The organism is Kitasatospora sp. NPDC005748 (genome assembly GCF_040630735.1).
GTDB lineage: Bacteria > Actinomycetota > Actinomycetes > Streptomycetales > Streptomycetaceae > Kitasatospora.
In genome coordinates this window covers 145,093-162,404 of the sequence record NZ_JBEXYD010000013.1, presented here as the reverse complement: position 1 = coordinate 162,404, position 17,312 = coordinate 145,093, and the positions used below count along the sequence as shown (strand labels likewise).

The following is a 17,312-nucleotide window of genomic DNA, read 5'->3' as shown; positions in this document are numbered from 1 at the left end:
GACACCCCCGTCATCACCCTCGACGCCCGACGACGCGACAGCGCCAAGAGCGCCCTCATCACCCTCGTCGAACACGCCCTCCTCGCCCGCCTGCGGTGAACGGGGCGGCCACCGGGGCGGTGCGGCCACCGGACCAGGGGGTCCGTGGGCCGCACCGCCCGGGGGCTCACCCGGCGGACGGCTCCAGGCCGGCCCGCAGCAGGCCGTAGGTGTAGGCGTCGTCCAGGGCCAGCCAGGACGCGGCGATCACGTTGTCGGCCACCCCGACGGTGGACCAGCTGGTGGTGCCGTCGGTGGACTCGATCAGTACCCGGGTCTTGGAACCGGTGCCGTGCTGGCCCTCCAGGATGCGGACCTTGTAGTCGACCAGCTCCAGCTTGGCCAGCTGCGGGTAGATCCGCTCCAGCGCGGTGCGCAGCGCCTTGTCCAGCGCGTCGACCGGGCCGTTGCCCTCGCCGGTGGCGATCCGGCGCTCGCCCTTGGCCCAGACCTTGACCGTCGCCTCGTTGCCCGCGAAGCCCTGCGGCCCCTGCTCGCTGATGGTCCGCCAGGACTCCAGGGTGTAGAAGCGCTCGCGGCTGCCGCGCACCTCGTCACGGAGCAGCAGCTCGAAGGAGGCGTCGGCGGACTCGTAGGTGTAGCCGAGGTTCTCCTGCTCCTTGACCCTGACGACCACCCGGCCGGCCAGGTCCCGGTCGCTGGACAGGTCGTAGCCGAGCTCCTTGCCCTTGAGCTCGACCGAGGCGCGGCCGGCCATGTCGGAGACCAGCATCCGCATGGTGTTGCCGACCGTCTCCGGGTCGATGTGCTGGTAGAGGTCCGGGTCGACCTTGATCGCGGAGGCGTGCAGACCGGCCTTGTGCGCGAAGGCGGAGTGGCCGACGTACGGCTGGTGGGTGGAGGGCGTCAGGTTGACCACCTCGGCGACCGCGTGCGAGATCCGGGTCATCTCGGCCAGGCTGCCGGGCGGCAGCACCCGGCGGTCGTACTTGATCTCCAGCGCGCCGACCACCGGGAAGAGGTTGGCGTTGCCGACCCGCTCGCCGTAGCCGTTGGCGGTGCACTGGACGTGGGTGGCGCCCGAGTCGACCGCGGCCAGCGTGTTGGCGACGGCGCAGCCGGTGTCGTCCTGGGCGTGGATGCCGATCCGGGCACCGGGCTTGTAGGTCGCGGAGTCGGCGAGGACGTCGGCGACGATGTCGCGGACGCCGGCCGGCAGCATCCCGCCGTTGGTGTCGCAGAGCACCACCACGTCGGCACCGGCCTCGTGCGCGGCGCGGACCACCGCCAGGGCGTAGGCGCGGTTGGCCTGGTAGCCGTCGAAGAAGTGCTCGCAGTCGATGAACACCCGGCGGTCCTGGGAGCGCAGGTAGGCCACGCTGTCCCGGATCATCTCCAGGTTCTCGTCCAGCGTGGTGCGCAGCGCCAGTTCGACGTGCCGGTCGTGGGCCTTGGCGACCAGGGTGATCACCGGGGCGCCGGAGGTCACCAGGGCGGCCAGCTGCGGGTCCTCGGCCGCCTTGCCGCCGGCCCGCCGGGTGGCGCCGAAGGCGACCAGCTGGGCGTGCCGGAGGTCCAGTTCGGCGGCGGCCCGGGCGAAGAACTCGGTGTCCCGCGGGTTGGCGCCGGGCCAGCCGCCCTCGATGAACCCGACCCCGAACTCGTCCAGATACCGGGCAATGGTCAGCTTGTCGGCCACCGTGAGGTTGATGCCCTCGCGCTGCGCGCCGTCGCGCAGGGTGGTGTCGAAGACGTGGAAGCTGTCGTCGGTGCGGTTGCTGGCCTGGGTCATGGCCCTGGGTCTCCGTTCCGGGAGGTTGGTACTGCTCTGCCGGTTCTGATCCGGCTCCACTGTCCAGCATCCCGCGCGCGCCCGGTGTCGCTCGGCCCCTTGTGGGGGCTCCGGCCGGTCCGGGGGTGTGCCGTTCGGGCCGGGCCCGAAAAGCAAAAGACCCCTCGCGGGTGCGAGAGGTCTGCGCGCGGGTCTGGACGCTGGTGGTCGCTCCGCATCGGGTACTGCGGAGCGGTCACTGCGGACCGGCGCGCCTGCTGCTAATGATCAGCGAAAGCGAGGACACGCTCGCAGTGTGGCACACCCTCCGGAGTCCGGCCCGGCCGTCTCGCGATCCGAAACGGCACGGGCCGGGGCGGCTCCGGATCAGACGATCTTGTGCAGCCAGCCGTGGGTGTCGGGGCGCTGGCCGCCCTGGATGGCCAGCAGCGCCCGGCGCAGCTCCATGGTGGTCGGGCCGGGCTCGCCGGCGCCGACGGTCCAGTCCCCGCCGCGGGACTTGACCGAGCCGACCGGGGTGATGACGGCGGCGGTGCCGCACGCGAAGACCTCGGTGAGGGTGCCGTCGGCGTTGCCCCGCTTCCACTCCTCGGTGGAGATCTTCCGCTCCTCGACGGCGTAGCCGAGGTCGGCGGCGAGCTGGAGCAGCGAGTCGCGGGTGATGCCGGGGAGCAGCGCGCCGGAGAGCTCGGGGGTGACGATCGTCGCGTCCTTGCCCTCGCCGAAGACGAAGTACAGGTTCATCCCGCCCATCTCCTCGATCCACCGGTGCTCGGCGGCGTCGAGCCAGACCACCTGGTCGCAGCCCTTGGCGGCGGCCTCGGCCTGGGCGACCAGCGAGGCGGCGTAGTTGCCGGCGCACTTGGCGGCACCGGTGCCGCCCGGCGCGGCGCGGACGTAGTCCTCGGAGAGCCAGACCGAGACCGGCTTGACGCCACCGGAGAAGTAGGCGCCGGCCGGCGAGGCGATGATCATGAAGAGGTAGGAGTTGGCCGGGCGCACACCCAGGCCCACCTCGGTGGCGAACATGAAGGGCCGCAGGTAGAGGCTCTGCTCCTGCTCGTTCGGCACCCAGTTCTGCTCCTGCTGGACCAGGTGCTCGACGGCCTCGACGAAGGTCTCGATCGGCAGCTCCGGCATGGCCAGCCGGCGGGCGGAGGCCTGGAAGCGGGCGGCGTTGGCCTCCGGGCGGAAGGTCGCGATCGAGCCGTCGGCCTGGCGGTAGGCCTTCAGGCCCTCGAAGATCGACTGACCGTAGTGCAGCGTCATGTTCGCCGGGTCGATCTCCAGCGGCGCGTACGGCGCCAGCTGGGCGTCGTGCCAGCCCAGGCCCTCGGTCCACCGGATGGTGACCATGTGGTCGGTGAAGATCCTCCCGAAGCCGGGGTTGGCCAGCCGGGCCTCGCGCTCCGCGTCGGACAGCGGGTGCGCGGAGGGCTTGAGGTCGAACGTGATGGGCGCCTGGGTGGGCGTGCTCATGGCTGTGTGTCCTTCACCGTGGGGTTGGTCCGGGCCGCCTCCGTCGGGTGAACGTTTCGGCGAACGAACGCACGACGGCACGGCCCACTGTCGATACTCGCATCCAGAGGGCCGTGCCGAACAGCTGTCGACCCCAGGAGGAGTCGGCGGCCGCGGTTGTGCGCTTGTGCGCCCCGGCCCCTTCGGCCGGAACACCGCTTGTCGGATCCGGCCTCCCGGCCTGATCCCGCGTGTCGGATCCGGCCTGTCAGCCGGATACTCGGGTGGCGAGCGCGTCGCCGACCTGGGAGGTGCTGCGGGTGCCGGTGCGCTCGGTCAGGTCCGCGGCGACCGCGGCCTCGACCGCGGCGGCCTCGGCGGCGAAGCCGAGGTGCTCCAGCAGCATGGCGACCGAGAGCACGGTGGCGGTCGGGTCGGCCTTGCCCTGGCCCGCGATGTCCGGGGCGGAGCCGTGCACGGGCTCGAACATCGACGGGAAGTCGCCGCTCGGGTTGATGTTGCCGCTGGCGGCCAGGCCGATCCCGCCGGTGACGGCGGCGGCCAGGTCGGTCAGGATGTCGCCGAACAGGTTGTCGGTGACGATCACGTCGAACCGCTCGGGCTGGGTGACGAAGAAGATGGTCGCCGCGTCGACGTGCAGGTAGTCGGTGGTGACCTCGGGGAACTCCCGGCCGACCTGCTCGAAGATCCGCGTCCACAGGTGACCGGCGTGCACCAGCACGTTGTTCTTGTGGACGAGGGTCAGCTTCTTGCGCGGCCGCGCCTGGGCCCGGCGGTAGGCGTCGCGGACGACCCGCTCGATGCCGTAGGCGGTGTTCAGGCTGACCTCGGTGGCCACCTCGTGCTCGGTGCCGGTGCGCAGCGAGCCGCCGTTGCCGACGTACGGGCCCTCGGTGCCCTCGCGGACGACCACGAAGTCGATCGCGGGGTCACCGGCCAGCGGCGACGCCACGCCCGGGAAGAGCCGGCCCGGCCGCAGGTTGATGTGGTGGTCGAAGGCGAACCGCAGCTTCAGCAGCAGCCCGCGCTCCAGCACGCCGGACGGGACGCTCGGGTCGCCGATGGCGCCGAGCAGGATCGCGTCGTGGGTCTTCAGCTCCGCCAGCACGCTGTCCGGCAGCGTCTCGCCGGTGCGGTGGTAGCGCCGGGCGCCGAGGTCGTACTCGGTGGTCTCCAGCTTCACGTCGGCGGGCAGCGCCGCGCCAAGGACCTTGAGGCCTTCGGCCACCACTTCCTGGCCGATGCCGTCACCGGGAACTACTGCGAGACGAATGGTGCGAGACATGCTCGGACCCTACTCCGCCGTCCCAGGGGCTGACACTTCGCGTCCACTATCCGGACGATCGATCCGGCACGCAGTCGTCGAGCGCGCGCTCCAACCGCTTGAGGGTCGCCCTATGGAACAGCGTCTGCGGAATCGCGAAGATCAGGCTCCCGTCGAGCAACTCGGTGTGCGGCGGGAGATCCGGCAGCCGGTCGAGGTCCTCGGCGGTGTACCCGCCGACCGGGGGCGGAGCCAGTCGAGGTACGGCTCGATGCTCATGATCCTCCCGTACGGGCATCCTGACGGACGCTCTCAGGCTACTCGGCGGGATCCCGCCGGACGTCACTCCCACGAGGGAGCGCGGGAGGCGGAACCCGCGCCCGGGGCGCGTCTATGCTCGCGACGAACTGGTCCGGCATTCCTCGTGGAACGGGGCGAATCACCATGGCCGAGCGACGGCGGGAGGAGTTGGCCTGCGGGGTCGCGGCGGGCCTGGGCATGGCCGGGTACGCGCTCGCCGCCGCCCTGCGCGGGGCCTGGCCGCCCGGGGCCGCGGAGACGGCGGTGCCGTTCCACGCCCAGCTGTGGGACCTCGTCCACGGCGAGACCACCGGGGACCTGCTGTTCACCTGGAACAGCGGGTACGGCGCGCCGTTCCTGGCCGACTTCTTCGCCTACCTGATGAACCCGTTCTCCTGGCCGGCCGCGCTGCTGCCGCGCGACCAGGCCCAGCTCGCGGTCTTCCTGGTGGCGCTGGGCAGCATCGGCCTGGGCACCGGCCTGATGACCCACGCGCTGGGCCGCCTGCACGCCGGCCCGCACTGGCTGCGGGCGGTCGCCGCCCTCGGCTACGGGCTCTGCGCCTGGGTGCCGACCGTGGGCGGGACGGCCCCGATGTGGCTCTGGGGCCTGGTCTCGCTGCCGCTGCTCGTCCTGGCCGGCGACTGGTGCCTGCACGAGCGCCGCTGGGTGGCCGGCACCCTCTGCGTCGCCCTCGCCTGGGCGGGCAACCTCTACACCGCCGCGATGGCCACCATCACGGCCGGCCTGGTGCTCGCGGTGCGGCTGGCGGCCGTCCGGCGGCCGTTCAAGGCCGTGGTCCGGGTGACCGGTCGGGCGGTCACCACGGCCGGCCTCGGGGTGCTGCTCGCCGCGCCGGTGCTGTTCGTCGGCGTCCGGGCCGCCCAGGAGGCGCAGCCCGAGTCCCCCGTCCAGCCGCTCGGCCCGTCCGGGCTCGGCGGGCACCTCGCCCAGTTGCTGCCCGGCACCCAGAGCGGGCGGCCGCTGCCGGACGTCTCGATCGGCCTGCTCGGCCTGCTGCTGGTGGCCGGGCTGCCGTTCAACCGGCGGGTGCGGCCCCGGGAGCGGATCGTCTGGTGCGCCCTGCTGGCCGTGGTGGTGCTGAGCTTCGTCTGGACGCCGACCGTGCTGGTCTGGCACGGCCTGGCCATCCCGGCCGGCGGCCCCTACCGGGCGGCCTTCGTGCTCAGCGGGCTGCTGGTGCTGGCCGGCTGGGTCTCGCTGGTGCACCGGCCCGACACCCCGACGCTGCTCGGCGGCGCCGCCGTGACCGCCCTGGTGGCCGGGATCGCGGCGGCGCACCGCTCGGTGCACGGGTCGACCTGGGCCCTCCTCGCGCTGGGCGGCGCGGTGCTGCTCACCGCGCTGTGGACCCTGGAGCACCGGCACACCGACCGCCGGGCGGGCGCCGCCGCGACCGCCGTCCTGGGCGCCGCGGTGCTCGGCGGAGCGGTCTGGTCGGCCTACGCCGCGCTGGGCACGCCGGCCGCCGGGACGCCTTCGGGCGCCGCCGTCCGGGCCGCGCACGCGGCGCTGCGGCAGGCCGCCGACTGGCCGCGGGCCCGGAGCGACCCGGGACCGCACGCCTTCACCCCGAACGACCCGCTGCTGCTCGACGGCCAGGGCGGCGGCTACTCCAGCGGGTCCCTGCCCACCGTCACCGCGCTGCTGCTGCACGACCTGGGCGCCGGCTGGTCGGCCGGCGGGCGGCTCACCCGGAGCGTCACGGACCCGGTCGGACGGGCACTGTTCGCCGTCCGGACCCAGCTCGCCGACGGGCCGGCGCCGAACGGCTTCACGGTCACCCGGTCCGCCGCTCCCCCGCTGGTCACCGTCCTCCCGGCGGGCTCCGCCCCGGACACCTCCTCGGTCTGGTCGCGCCAGGAGTCGCTGCTCGGCGGCCCGGTCTACGACGTCCCCGGGCTGGTCCCGGCCGGCGGTCCGGAGCCGGCGGAGCACGGCAGCAGCGGCTGGTCCGTCCCCGCCACCCCCGCCGGTTCGGACGGCACCGCGTTCACCGCGGCCTGCACCCCGGGCGCCACCGCGTACTTCCACGGGGTCTGGTTCGACGGCACGGTGAGCGGCCTCGCCACGACCTACCGCAGCGACGGCGAGCAGCCGACCACCGCCGTGCCGATCCACGAGCTGGGGACGGTGCCCGCCGACGGCGTGGTGCGGGTGGTGCTGCGCGCGGACGCCGTCACCCAGGTCCCGGCCCGGCCGGTCGGCTGTCTGCGGCCCGGCGCGCTGGACGCGGCCGTCGCGCGGCTCACCGCGACCGGCGCCCGCTCGGTCACGGCCGGCGGGCACACCCTGGCCGCCGTCCTCCCGCCCGGCAGCACCGGGACGGCGCTGCTCTCCGTCCCGGCCACCGCGGGCTGGACCTGCGCGACCGGCGGCGGCCGGCCCACCGCGCCCACCTCCGTCCTCGGCATGATCGGTGTCCCGCTCGGCGCCGGCGCGGACCGGATCAGCTGCTCGTTCCGGCCGCCCGGTCTGACCGAGGGGTTGCTCCTCGCGCTGGCCGCGGCCGCCGTCACCACCCTGACCGGGGTCTTCGGCCGGCTCCGCCACCGGCCCACCCGCACACCGCGCCGGATCCGCCGGGCCGCCCACCGGGGGCGCGCCGACGGGTAGCGATGCCGGAGGCCGTCACCGCGTGCGGTGACGGCCTCCGGCGGGGCGGGGCGGGTCGGGACGGAGCGGTCAGGGGAGGGCGAGGACCTGGCCCCGGTGGCCGTCCCGGTTGAAGTGGTGGAGCAGGAGCAGCCGGGAGGTGTCCCCGTCGGCGCGCCGGACGTCGAGGACGGTGCCCGGCGGGAGGGCGGCGGCCACCGCGGCGGGGCCGCCGGGACCGGTGCGGACGTCCAGGGCCGGGTGCAGCACGTCGACCGCGAGGGTGGGCCTGGTGCCGCGCAGGCCGACGGCGGAGAACGCCTCGGCCGGGTCGGGCTTCCCCGAGGTGGCGACACCGGTCCAGAGCCCGTAGCGGACGGTGCTGTGCCCGGCGCGCACCCCCGGCAGGGCGGCGAGGCGCACCGGCAGCACCAGGACGTCGCTGTCCAGTAGCGCGGTGTCGGTGTCCCCCCAGCGGGCGTTCAGCGGCTGGACGTCCAGCTCGGCGCCGCTGCGGGCGTCCACCGACCGGGCGACCAGGACGTCGCTGCCGGGCTGCCGGTCCGCCTTGACGAAGACGTCGGTGGCGCCGTCCCCGTCGGTGTCCAGCGAGGCCCGGACGGCGAAGACGCCGACCGGGGTGGCGGCGGGCGCCCAGAACTGCGCGGCGAGGTAGAGCATGCCCTGCTCGTCGCCGACGGCGGGCGCGTCGGAGGCCGCGCCGACCGCGCGCAGGTTGGCCGCCCGGTCGCCGGGGCGCTCGACGCAGACGTCCTGCGGGGCCTGCGGTTCGGTGCTCTCCTCCGGCACGATGCCGGCCCCCGGTCCGACAGCGGCGCCGCTGTCGGGCGGGCAGTCGGGCCAGCGGGCGCCCTCGCCGCCCAGCGCGAAGGCGCTGAGCAGTCCGGGCTGCTCGGCCGGCGCCCGGGTGCCGCCGAGCACGACCAGGGCGCCGGTCCTGGTGCCGTGCGCCGGCGCCGCCGCGCTCAGGTCCGAGGCCGGGCGGGGAGCGGCGAGCAGCGGGACCCGCAGCTCGGGCAGCGCGCCGTCCGAGACGGGCGTGAGCAGCAGCCGCCCGGAGAGCTCGCCCCGGTAGCTGCGGGCCCGGCCGCCCTGGCTGGTGTCGATGGTCGGGTCGGGCGCGCGGCCCAGCTGTCCCGGGACGGTCAGCGTGACCCTGACCCGGGCGGTGCCGCCGGCCGGCACCTCGACCCGGTCGGGCGCGATCTCGAAGCGGGCGCCGGGCAGTTCGGTGGCGGCCGCGTAGCCGGTGCGGTACAGCGCCGCCGTGCCGGACAGGTTGCGGACCTCGACCTCGCGGACGAGCCCGAGCGGGCCGCCGACGGCCACCGGGCCGAAGGAGACGCCGACGCTGCCCGGCGCCGCGCCCTCGCCCGCCGCGTAGGCGACCACCGGGGTCCGGACGGCGCGGTCCACCTGGGCCCGGCCGGCGCCGGTGCGCTCGGGGCCGTAGACCGGGCCGGTGTGCCCGTCGCCGGGCCAGGTGTCCCCGGCGGTGTTCATCAGCGCGGCCTTGAGCTGCTCGACCGTCCACTCCGGGTGGGCCGCGCGGACCAGCGCGGCCAGCCCGGCGACGTGCGGGGTGGCCATCGAGGTGCCGTCCTCGCGCTGGCCGCCGACGCCGCTGCCGGCCTTGGCGGACCAGATGGTCTCGCCGGGGGCGGCGAGGTCGGGCTTGACCACGCCGGGCACGCCGATCCCGCGCGAGGTGAAGTCGGTGAGTGTGTCGGCGCGTTGCGGCTGGTCCTGGGAGACGACACCGTGCAGCGGGTTGCCGGGGGCGGCCAGCCGGACGGTGACCGGGCCGCTCGCCGCACCCTGGCGCAGCCGTTCGCCGTCGGCCCGGGCGAGCAGCGCGAGCGGGATCCGGTCGTTGCCGGAGACCTCGGCGAGGTGGTCGTCGTCGGCGGCGAGCAGGGCGCCGATCGCGCCCGCGTCGGCGGCGTGGTCCGCGCGCGGCCCGGAGCCGCAGGCCCGCTCGGACGCCCGGGTGCTCCAGGCGAGGACGGCGATCCGCCCGGCGAGCCGCTGCCGGTCGGCCTCGCCGAACGCCGTGCAGCCGTCGGACTGGTCGACGGGCAGGGCGAGTTCACCGCTGACGTCGGCGCTCGACCAGCCCTGGTAGCGGGCGCTCCAGTGGCCCGGGACGACCCCGGCGAGCGGCTCGGGGGCCAGTACCGTCAGGCCGTCGGCGTCGCTGTGCGGGTCGACCGAGGCGGCGACGGCGACGGCCCGGGCGGCGGTGCCGGGGCTGCCGCCGATGCCGTAGACGTCGCCCTCGTTCCCGGCCGCCGCGACCACCACGGTGCCGAGTTCGGAGAGGTGGTCGACGGCGATCGCGTCGGCGTCGTCGGTGGCGCCGAAGCGGCTGCCGAGGGAGAGGTTGACGACGTCGAGCCGGTCGCCGAGGTCGCCGTCGCCGTTCGGGTCGGCGGCCACGTCGAGGGCCTGGGCGAGCTGGTCGGTGGCGCCGTCGCAGCCGAACACCCGGATCGCGTACAGCTGCGCGCCGGGCGCGGCGCCCGGGCCGACCGCGAAGCCGGCCGGGTCGAGGCCGGGCCGGTAGGGGCCGGGGTAGGGGCGGCCGTCGGTGGTGACGCCGAGGCCGGCGGCGGTACCGGCGACGTGTGTGCCGTGGCCGTTGAGCGCGCAGTCGATCGGGTTGTCGTCCGGGTGCGGGTCGGGCTGGTGGTGCGGGGAGGCCGGGTCCGGGTTGTAGTCGTCGCCGACCAGGTCGCGGCCGCCGACCACCTTGGCGTTCGGGAAGAGGCCGGCGGGTGCGGGCTTGGCGCCGTCCACGGCCTTGAACGCGTCCTCGGTGCCGGGGCCGCCGAAGTCCGCGTGGGTGTAGTCGATGCCGCTGTCGATGATGCCGATCCGCACCCCCTGACCGGTGTTGCCGGCCCCGGCGTCACCGGATCCGGCGTCCCAGACCCACGGCGCACCGGTCAGCGGCACGGAGTGCGCGTTGTCCCGCTGCTTGCGCACGATGGGGTGGACGGCCCGGACGCCCGGCAGCGCGCGCAGGGCGGGCAGCCGGGAGGCCGGCACGGTGACGGCGAGTCCGGTGAGCAGGGTTCGGGTGCGGTACAGCTCGCGGACGGTGGGAGCCGTACCGCGGACGGCCCGGGCCAGCCGGTCGAGCGCTTCGGACGCCCGGGTCACCTGCTCGGCTCCGGCCCGCGCGGCCTCCTGGCGGACGGCCTCCGGGGAGCGCCGGGCTCGCCGGGCCTCGGTGGCCGCCTGCCGCCAGGCCGGACCTGCGGCCTCGGTGCCGAGCTCCAGCAGGACGGAGGCCGGGCGGCCGGCGCCGGGGGGCGCGGCCGTCGGTGGACTGCCGGCCGCCGGGGCGGCGGTGAGCAGGAACGGCCCCGCCAGCAGGGCCAGGGTGAGGCCGATCCGGGCGATCGGACGACGGACGGGTGGCTGACGCACTGGGCCCTCTCCCCCGGCAAGGGGAACTGATCCGCACGCCGTGCCGCTGACGCCCGCCCGCGCGGACGCCGATCACCCTTCCGGGGCCCCAAATTAGGATGATCGCGCCGGACAGCGCGAGCAACATCCCTCCAACGGGTGCCACGTGCACTCTCGGGAGTGACTCACCGTCAGGCTGTGCGGGCTATTCGGCAGATGAACGCCGGTTCCGGAGGGTGAGACCCGCCCGGCGCAGCGGCGAGCGGCCCTGGACCCAGGACGCCGGGAGGCGGCCCGCTCAGAGGTGGCCCGTCACGCCACCGTTGTCACGGCGGTCCAGCGCGCGCTGCAGCGCGGCGGCGGCGAACGGGGGCCGCTCGGTCGCGCGGCGGCGGCGCGGCGTACGGGCGGTGGTGGCGGGGGCGGGGGTGGCGTGGCGGTCTGCGGTGGGAGGCATACCGGGCTCCTTGGATCGAATGCGCCGGGCAGTGGCGCAGAGGGTGGGGAGAGGGGGGTGCCGGCGAAGCGCGTCGCCAGGGGGGCTCGCGGCGGAGCGGGAGCACGCCGGGCGGGGATCGCCTGCCCACGGCGTACGGGCGCACACGGGCCGCACACCCTGGCTACAGGGGCGGCGCACCGTATGGCTCTTCCACGGTACGACCCGGGCCCTGGCCTGTCTGCACGAATACTTGGATTTCCTAGTATCTGAGACGGGACTCACCCGGAGCGCCGGTCCGGCCCCGGACGCGACAGGGCCCGGACCACCGCGCGGCGGTGGTCCGGGCCCTGTCGGAACGGCTCTGCCGGGGCTCAGGCGCCCAGGTCGACCGAGCGGGCGAAGCGGGCGCCGATCTCGGCCGCGATCGCCGACAGCACCTCCTGCGGGATCTGGGAGTCCACGGTGATCGAGGCGAGCGCGCCGCTGCCGTCGCGGGCCACCTGCATGCCGGCGATGTTGATGCCGGCGTCGCCGAGGTGGCGGCCGAGCACGCCGACCACGCCCGGGCGGTCCTCGTACTTGAAGAACGCCATGTGGTCGGTGAGCGCCACGTCCACGTCGAAGGCGTCCACGCCGACGATCTTCTGGGTCTGCTTCGGACCGGCCAGGGTGCCCGAGATGGCGATCTCGCCGCCGTCCGCCAGGGTGCCGCGGACGGTGATCACGTTGCGGTGCTCGGGGCTCTCGCTGGAGGTGGTCAGGCGCACCTCGACACCGCGCTCCTGGGCGAACAGCGGGGCGTTGACGTAGGACACCGTCTCCGCCACGACGTCCTCGAACACACCCTTGAGGGCGGACAGTTCGAGCACCTTCACATCGTGCTGGGTGATCTCGCCGCGGACCTCGACGTCCAGGCGGACGGCCACCTCGCCGGCCAGCGCGGTGAAGATCCGACCGAGCCGCTCGGCCAGCGGCAGGCCCGGGCGGACGTCCTCGGCGATCACGCCGCCCTGGACGTTGACGGCGTCCGGGACGAGCTCGCCGGCCAGCGCCAGGCGGACGGACTTGGCGACCGCGATGCCGGCCTTCTCCTGGGCCTCGTCGGTGGAGGCGCCCAGGTGCGGGGTGGCCACCACGTTGTCGAAGCCGAACAGCGGGGAGTCGGTGCACGGCTCCTTGGCGTAGACGTCCAGGCCGGCGCCGGCCACCCGGCCGTCGCGCAGGGCGCTCGCCAGCGCGGCCTCGTCCACGATGCCGCCGCGGGCGGCGTTGACGATGCGCACGCTGGGCTTGACCTTGTGCAGCGCCTCGTCGCCGATCAGACCGATGGTCTCCGGCGTCTTCGGGAGGTGGACGGTGATGAAGTCCGAGATCTCCAGCAGCTCTTCCAGCGAGACCAGCTTGACGCCCATCTGCGCGGCGCGGGCGGCCTGGATGTAGGGGTCGTACGCGACGATCTGCATGCCGAACGCGGACATCCGCTGCGCGACCAGCACGCCGATCCGGCCGAGGCCGACGACGCCGAGGACCTTCTCGCTCAGCTCGACGCCGGTGTACTTGTTGCGCTTCCACTCGCCCTGCTTCAGGGCGGCGTTGGCCGGCGCGATGTTGCGGGCGACCGAGATCAGCAGGCCGCAGGCGAGTTCGGCGGCGGTGACGATGTTGGAGGTCGGCGCGTTGACGACCATCACGCCGGCCTTGGTGGCCGCGGCGACGTCCACGTTGTCCAGGCCGACGCCGGCGCGGGCGACCACCTTGAGCTTGCGGGCGGCGGCCAGCGCCTCGGCGTCCACCTTGGTGGCGGAGCGGATCAGGATGGCGTCCACGTCCGCGATCGCGGTCAGCAGCTCGGTGCGGTCCGCACCGTTGCAGTGGCGGATCTCGAAGTCCGGCCCGAGGGCGTCGACGGTGGCGGGGGACAGCTCTTCGGCGATCAGTACAACGGCGGTCTTGGTCACAGTGCTCACGACAGTGGTCCTTAACTGTCCGGTTCTCCCCGGCACGTAGGTGGCGTGGAAGGCGGGGGGAAGGTGGCATGCCGCGTAGGTAGACGCACGACGCTGTGGGCCTGACGCGCACTCGGAAGTGTATCGACGGGCTGGGTACCAGGCTGCTCCCGTCCGGCGAAATCACCCGGACGGGAGCAGCCTAGTTGTACAAGGACCCTACGGAATCGGACAGGTCCCGAAGGGGGCGGAGCCTTAGGGCTCAGGCCTCTTCCTTGACCCAGCTCATCAGCTTGCGGAGCTTCTTGCCGGTGGTCTCCAGCAGGTGGTCCTCGTCGGCCTTCTTGTACTCGTTGTACTTGGGCAGACCGGCCTTGTACTCGGCGATCCAGGTGTTGGCGAAGGTGCCGTCCTGGATCTCGGCGAGGACCTTCTTCATCTCGGCCTTGGTGGCGTCGGTGATGATGCGGGGGCCGGTGACGTAGTCGCCCCACTCGGCGGTCTCGGAGACCGACCAGCGCATCTTCTCCAGGCCGCCCTCGTACATCAGGTCGACGATGAGCTTCAGCTCGTGCAGGCACTCGAAGTAGGCGATCTCCGGCTGGTAGCCGGCCTCGACCAGGGTCTCGAACCCGGCCTTCACCAGGGCGGCGGTGCCACCGCAGAGGACGGCCTGCTCACCGAACAGGTCGGTCTCGGTCTCCTCGGTGAAGGTCGTCTTGATGACGCCGGCCTTGGTGGCGCCGATGCCCTTGGCGTAGGACAGCGCCAGCTCCAGGGCCTTGCCGGAGGCGTCCTGCTCGACGGCGACGATCGCGGGGACGCCGCGACCCTCCTCGTACTGGCGGCGGACCAGGTGGCCCGGGCCCTTCGGGGCGACCATGCAGACGTCGACGTCGGCCGGCGGCTTGATGAAGCCGAAGCGGATGTTCAGGCCGTGGCCGAAGAACAGGGCGTCGCCCGCCTTCAGGTGCGGCGCGATGGACTCCTCGTAGACGTCGGACTGGATCGGGTCCGGCACCAGGATCATGATGACGTCGGCCTCGGCGGCGGCCTCGGCCGGGGTGACGACGCGCAGGCCGGCCTCCTCCGCCTTGGCGCGGGACTTCGAGTCGGCCTTCAGACCGACCCGGACGTCGGCACCCGAGTCGCGCAGGGACAGCGCGTGGGCGTGGCCCTGGCTGCCGTAGCCGATGACCGCGACCTTGCGGCCCTGGATGATGGACAGGTCGGCGTCGTCTTCGTAGAACAGCTCGGCCACGGGGGCACATCTCCTTGCGTGATGGTCTTGCCGGGTACGTTCCCACGGTACGTGGACCCGGCAGGGTGTGGGACGGTGCTTCAGGGGGTGAGACGACCGCGCTACGCGCTGCGGTCGAGGGCGCGCAGCGAGCGGTCGGTGATCGACCGGGCGCCGCGGCCGATGGCCACCAGGCCGGACTGGACGAGCTCCTTGACGCCGTACGGCTCCAGCATCCGGAGCATGGCCTCCAGCTTGTCCGAACTACCGGTGGCCTCGATGGTCACCGCGTCGGGGGACACGTCGACCGTCTTGGCGCGGAAGAGCTGGACGATCTCGACGATCTGCGACCGCGTCTCGTTGTCGGCGCGGACCTTCACCAGGACCAGTTCCCGCTGGATCGCAGCGGACTGGTCGAGTTCGACGATCTTTATCACGTTCACGAGCTTGTTGAGCTGCTTGGTGACCTGTTCCAGCGGGAGGTCCTCGACGTTGACCACGATCGTCATCCGGGAGATGTCCGGGTGCTCCGTCGGGCCGACGGCGAGGGAGTCGATGTTGAAGCCCCGACGGGAGAACAGCGAGGCGATGCGGGCGAGCACGCCGGGCTTGTTCTCGACCAGGACGGAGAGGGTGTGCTTGGACATGGGGTCTCTGTTCCCTTGGCGTTCCGGAGCGGGCGTCAGTCGAGGTCGTCGCCGAAGTCGGGCCGGACGCCCTTGGCGAACTGGATCTCGTCGTTGCTGGTGCCGGCCGCGACCATCGGCCAGACCATGGCGTCCTGGTGGACGATGAAGTCGATGACGACCGGGCGGTCGTTGATCTCCATCGCCTGCTTGATCACCGCGTCCAGGTCCTCCGGGCGCTCGCAGCGCAGGCCGACGCAGCCCATCGCCTCGGAGAGCAGCACGAAGTCGGGGATCCGGGTGCCCTGGGCCGGCGGCTCGATGCCGTCGTGGTCCGGGCCGGCGTGCAGCACGGTGTTGGAGTAGCGCTGGTTGTAGAAGAGGGTCTGCCACTGGCGGACCATGCCCAGCGAACCGTTGTTGATGACCGCGACCTTGATCGGGATGTCGTTCAGGGCGCAGGTGACGAGTTCCTGATTGGTCATCTGGAAGCAGCCGTCGCCGTCGATCGCCCAGACCGCCGTCTCGGGGCGGCCCGCCTTGGCCCCCATCGCGGCCGGCACCGCGTAGCCCATGGTGCCCGCGCCGCCCGAGTTCAGCCAGGTGGCCGGCTTCTCGAACTGGATGAACTGCGAGCTCCACATCTGGTGCTGGCCGACGCCCGCGGCGTAGATCGCCTCCGGGCCGACCAGCCGGCCGATCCGCTCGATGACCTGCTGCGGGGAGAGCTGACCGGCCGGGGCCGGCTCGTAGCCCAGCGGGTAGGTCTTCTTCCACTCGTTGAGCTTGACCCACCAGTCCGCGTAGTCGCTGCGGTGGCCGGCGTCGAACTCGGCCTGGACGGCGACGATCAGGTCGGCCAGCACCTCGCGGGCGTCGCCGACGATCGGCACGTCGGCCGGGCGGTTCTTGCCGATCTCGGCCGGGTCGATGTCGGCGTGGACGACCTTGGCGTAGGGCGCGAAGCTGTCCAGCTTGCCGGTGACGCGGTCGTCGAAGCGGGCGCCCAGGGTGAAGAGCAGGTCCGACTTCTGCAGCGCCGTGACGGCCGGGACGGTGCCGTGCATGCCGGGCATGCCCAGGTGCTGCGGGTGGCTGTCGGGGAAGGCGCCGAGCGCCATCAGCGTGGTGACCACGGGGGCGCCGGTCAGCTCGGCGAGGATCCGCAGTTCGGCCGTGGCGTGCGCCTTGAGCACCCCGCCGCCGACGTACAGCACCGGGCGCCGGGCGCTCACCAGCATCTTCGCGGCCTCGCGGATCTGCTTGGCGTGCGGCTTGGTGACCGGGCGGTAGCCGGGCAGCGAGGTCTCGGCCGGCCAGCGGAAGGTGGTGGTGGCCTGCAGCGCGTCCTTGGCGATGTCGACCAGCACCGGGCCGGGACGGCCGGTGGCGGCGATGTGGAACGCCTCGGAGATCACCCGCGGGATCTCGGCGGGGTCGGTCACCAGGAAGTTGTGCTTGGTGATCGGCATCGTGATGCCGCAGATGTCCGCCTCCTGGAAGGCGTCGGTGCCGATCGCCTTGGAGGCGACCTGCCCGGTGATCGCCACCATCGGGACGGAGTCCATGTACGCGTCGGCGATCGGGGTCACCAGGTTGGTCGCGCCCGGCCCCGAGGTGGCCATGCAGACCCCGACCTTGCCGGTGGCCTGGGCGTAACCGGTGGCGGCGTGGCCGGCGCCCTGCTCGTGGCGGACCAGGATGTGGCGCACCTTGGTCGAGTCCATCAGCGGGTCGTACGCGGGAAGGATGGCCCCGCCCGGGATGCCGAAGACGGTGTCCGCGCCCACGGCCTCCAGCGAGCGGATGAGCGACTGGGCTCCGGTCATGGTCTCGACGACGTGCTGGGGAGCGGGAGCGTGGGCGGCCGGGGTGTCCCCGCGGCGGGGGGATGCGGCGTGCTCAGTCATCTGCCTGTCTCTTCTCGGGTTTCGCCGGCCCGGGTGGTTGCGGGCCCCAAGTGGCTGAGGGTGGGGTCCCGCGTGTCGGGCCGATCGCCGGCTCTGCCCCAATCGTCCCTCCTCTCCCTCCGGAATCGGGGGGAATCGGGCGGCCGGGGCCAGTGGTCTTGCGGAGTGGAACAGCGTCAGTGCAACAAAAAACCCCTCGTGCCAAGGGCATGCGAGGGGTGGCGCGTCGGTCTGTCACGAGCGGGGCATCGCCCGCTCAGCCGAC

The 17,312-nt window shown here is 73.5% G+C and carries 10 protein-coding genes and 2 pseudogenes; 2 read left to right on the top strand and 10 right to left on the bottom strand.

Translation table 11 applies throughout. The annotated features are described in order from the left end of the window. Window positions 1–99 (top strand): annotated as a pseudogene (locus tag ABZ495_RS13570) (ATP-binding protein); the annotation flags it as partial. A gap of 67 nt (window positions 100–166) precedes the next feature. On the opposite strand, the gene cimA reads toward ABZ495_RS13570, so the two are convergent. The 4 genes and pseudogenes from cimA to ABZ495_RS13550 all read right to left on the bottom strand — a co-directional run. Further along, entirely contained in the window at window positions 167–1,792 is a 1,626-nt protein-coding gene (gene cimA / locus ABZ495_RS13565) for a citramalate synthase (RefSeq protein WP_359835778.1), read from the bottom strand. A gap of 366 nt (window positions 1,793–2,158) precedes the next feature. Further along, on the bottom strand, window positions 2,159–3,271 hold the full coding sequence (locus ABZ495_RS13560) for a branched-chain amino acid aminotransferase (RefSeq protein WP_329489720.1): 1,113 nt from the start codon (window positions 3,269–3,271) through the stop codon (window positions 2,159–2,161). Window positions 3,272–3,518: 247 nt separating this feature from the next. After that, the gene (locus tag ABZ495_RS13555; RefSeq protein WP_359803014.1) at window positions 3,519–4,556 is read right to left on the bottom strand and encodes a 3-isopropylmalate dehydrogenase; all 1,038 of its coding nucleotides are present in this window, start codon (window positions 4,554–4,556) and stop codon (window positions 3,519–3,521) included. 112 nt (window positions 4,557–4,668) lie between these two features. Continuing rightward, window positions 4,669–4,833: pseudogene (locus tag ABZ495_RS13550) on the bottom strand (Uma2 family endonuclease); the annotation flags it as partial. 146 nt (window positions 4,834–4,979) lie between these two features. Here ABZ495_RS13550 and ABZ495_RS13545 point away from each other — a divergent pair. Then, window positions 4,980–7,472 (top strand): YfhO family protein, encoded by a 2,493-nt coding sequence (locus ABZ495_RS13545; protein ID WP_359835776.1) that lies wholly within the window; start codon window positions 4,980–4,982, stop codon window positions 7,470–7,472. A gap of 69 nt (window positions 7,473–7,541) precedes the next feature. Here ABZ495_RS13545 and ABZ495_RS13540 read toward each other — a convergent pair whose 3' ends face one another. From ABZ495_RS13540 to ABZ495_RS13515, 6 genes are all read right to left on the bottom strand, one after another. Continuing rightward, a complete protein-coding gene (locus tag ABZ495_RS13540) occupies window positions 7,542–10,907 on the bottom strand; it encodes a S8 family serine peptidase (protein WP_359835774.1) in 3,366 nt (1,121 codons plus the stop codon). Between the two features lie 277 nt (window positions 10,908–11,184). After that, window positions 11,185–11,343 carry a hypothetical protein gene (locus ABZ495_RS13535; protein WP_359803020.1) on the bottom strand — a complete coding sequence of 53 codons (159 nt, stop codon included), beginning with the start codon at window positions 11,341–11,343 and terminating at the stop codon, window positions 11,185–11,187. 353 nt (window positions 11,344–11,696) lie between these two features. Further along, the gene (serA, locus tag ABZ495_RS13530) at window positions 11,697–13,283 is read right to left on the bottom strand and encodes a phosphoglycerate dehydrogenase (RefSeq protein WP_329492255.1); all 1,587 of its coding nucleotides are present in this window, start codon (window positions 13,281–13,283) and stop codon (window positions 11,697–11,699) included. A 250-nt stretch (window positions 13,284–13,533) separates the two neighbouring features. Next, window positions 13,534–14,532 (bottom strand): ketol-acid reductoisomerase, encoded by a 999-nt coding sequence (ilvC, locus tag ABZ495_RS13525; RefSeq protein WP_329489715.1) that lies wholly within the window; start codon window positions 14,530–14,532, stop codon window positions 13,534–13,536. Window positions 14,533–14,633: 101 nt separating this feature from the next. Then, on the bottom strand, window positions 14,634–15,158 hold the full coding sequence (gene ilvN / locus ABZ495_RS13520; protein ID WP_329489714.1) for an acetolactate synthase small subunit: 525 nt from the start codon (window positions 15,156–15,158) through the stop codon (window positions 14,634–14,636). A gap of 35 nt (window positions 15,159–15,193) precedes the next feature. Further along, entirely contained in the window at window positions 15,194–17,047 is a 1,854-nt protein-coding gene (locus ABZ495_RS13515) for an acetolactate synthase large subunit (protein WP_329489713.1), read from the bottom strand. Between the last annotated feature and the right edge of the window lie 265 nt (window positions 17,048–17,312).

Bases quoted from the DNA above. Each gene is read 5' to 3' on its own strand.
- cimA (WP_359835778.1), bottom strand. From the start codon at position 1,792: ATGACCCAGGCCAGCAACCGCACCGACGACAGCTTCCACGTCTTCGAC.
- ABZ495_RS13560 (WP_329489720.1), bottom strand. From the start codon at position 3,271: ATGAGCACGCCCACCCAGGCGCCCATCACGTTCGACCTCAAGCCCTCC.
- ABZ495_RS13555 (WP_359803014.1), bottom strand. From the start codon at position 4,556: ATGTCTCGCACCATTCGTCTCGCAGTAGTTCCCGGTGACGGCATCGGC.
- ABZ495_RS13545 (WP_359835776.1), top strand. From the start codon at position 4,980: ATGGCCGAGCGACGGCGGGAGGAGTTGGCCTGCGGGGTCGCGGCGGGC.
- ABZ495_RS13535 (WP_359803020.1), bottom strand. From the start codon at position 11,343: ATGCCTCCCACCGCAGACCGCCACGCCACCCCCGCCCCCGCCACCACC.
- ilvN (WP_329489714.1), bottom strand. From the start codon at position 15,158: ATGTCCAAGCACACCCTCTCCGTCCTGGTCGAGAACAAGCCCGGCGTG.
- ABZ495_RS13515 (WP_329489713.1), bottom strand. From the start codon at position 17,047: ATGACTGAGCACGCCGCATCCCCCCGCCGCGGGGACACCCCGGCCGCC.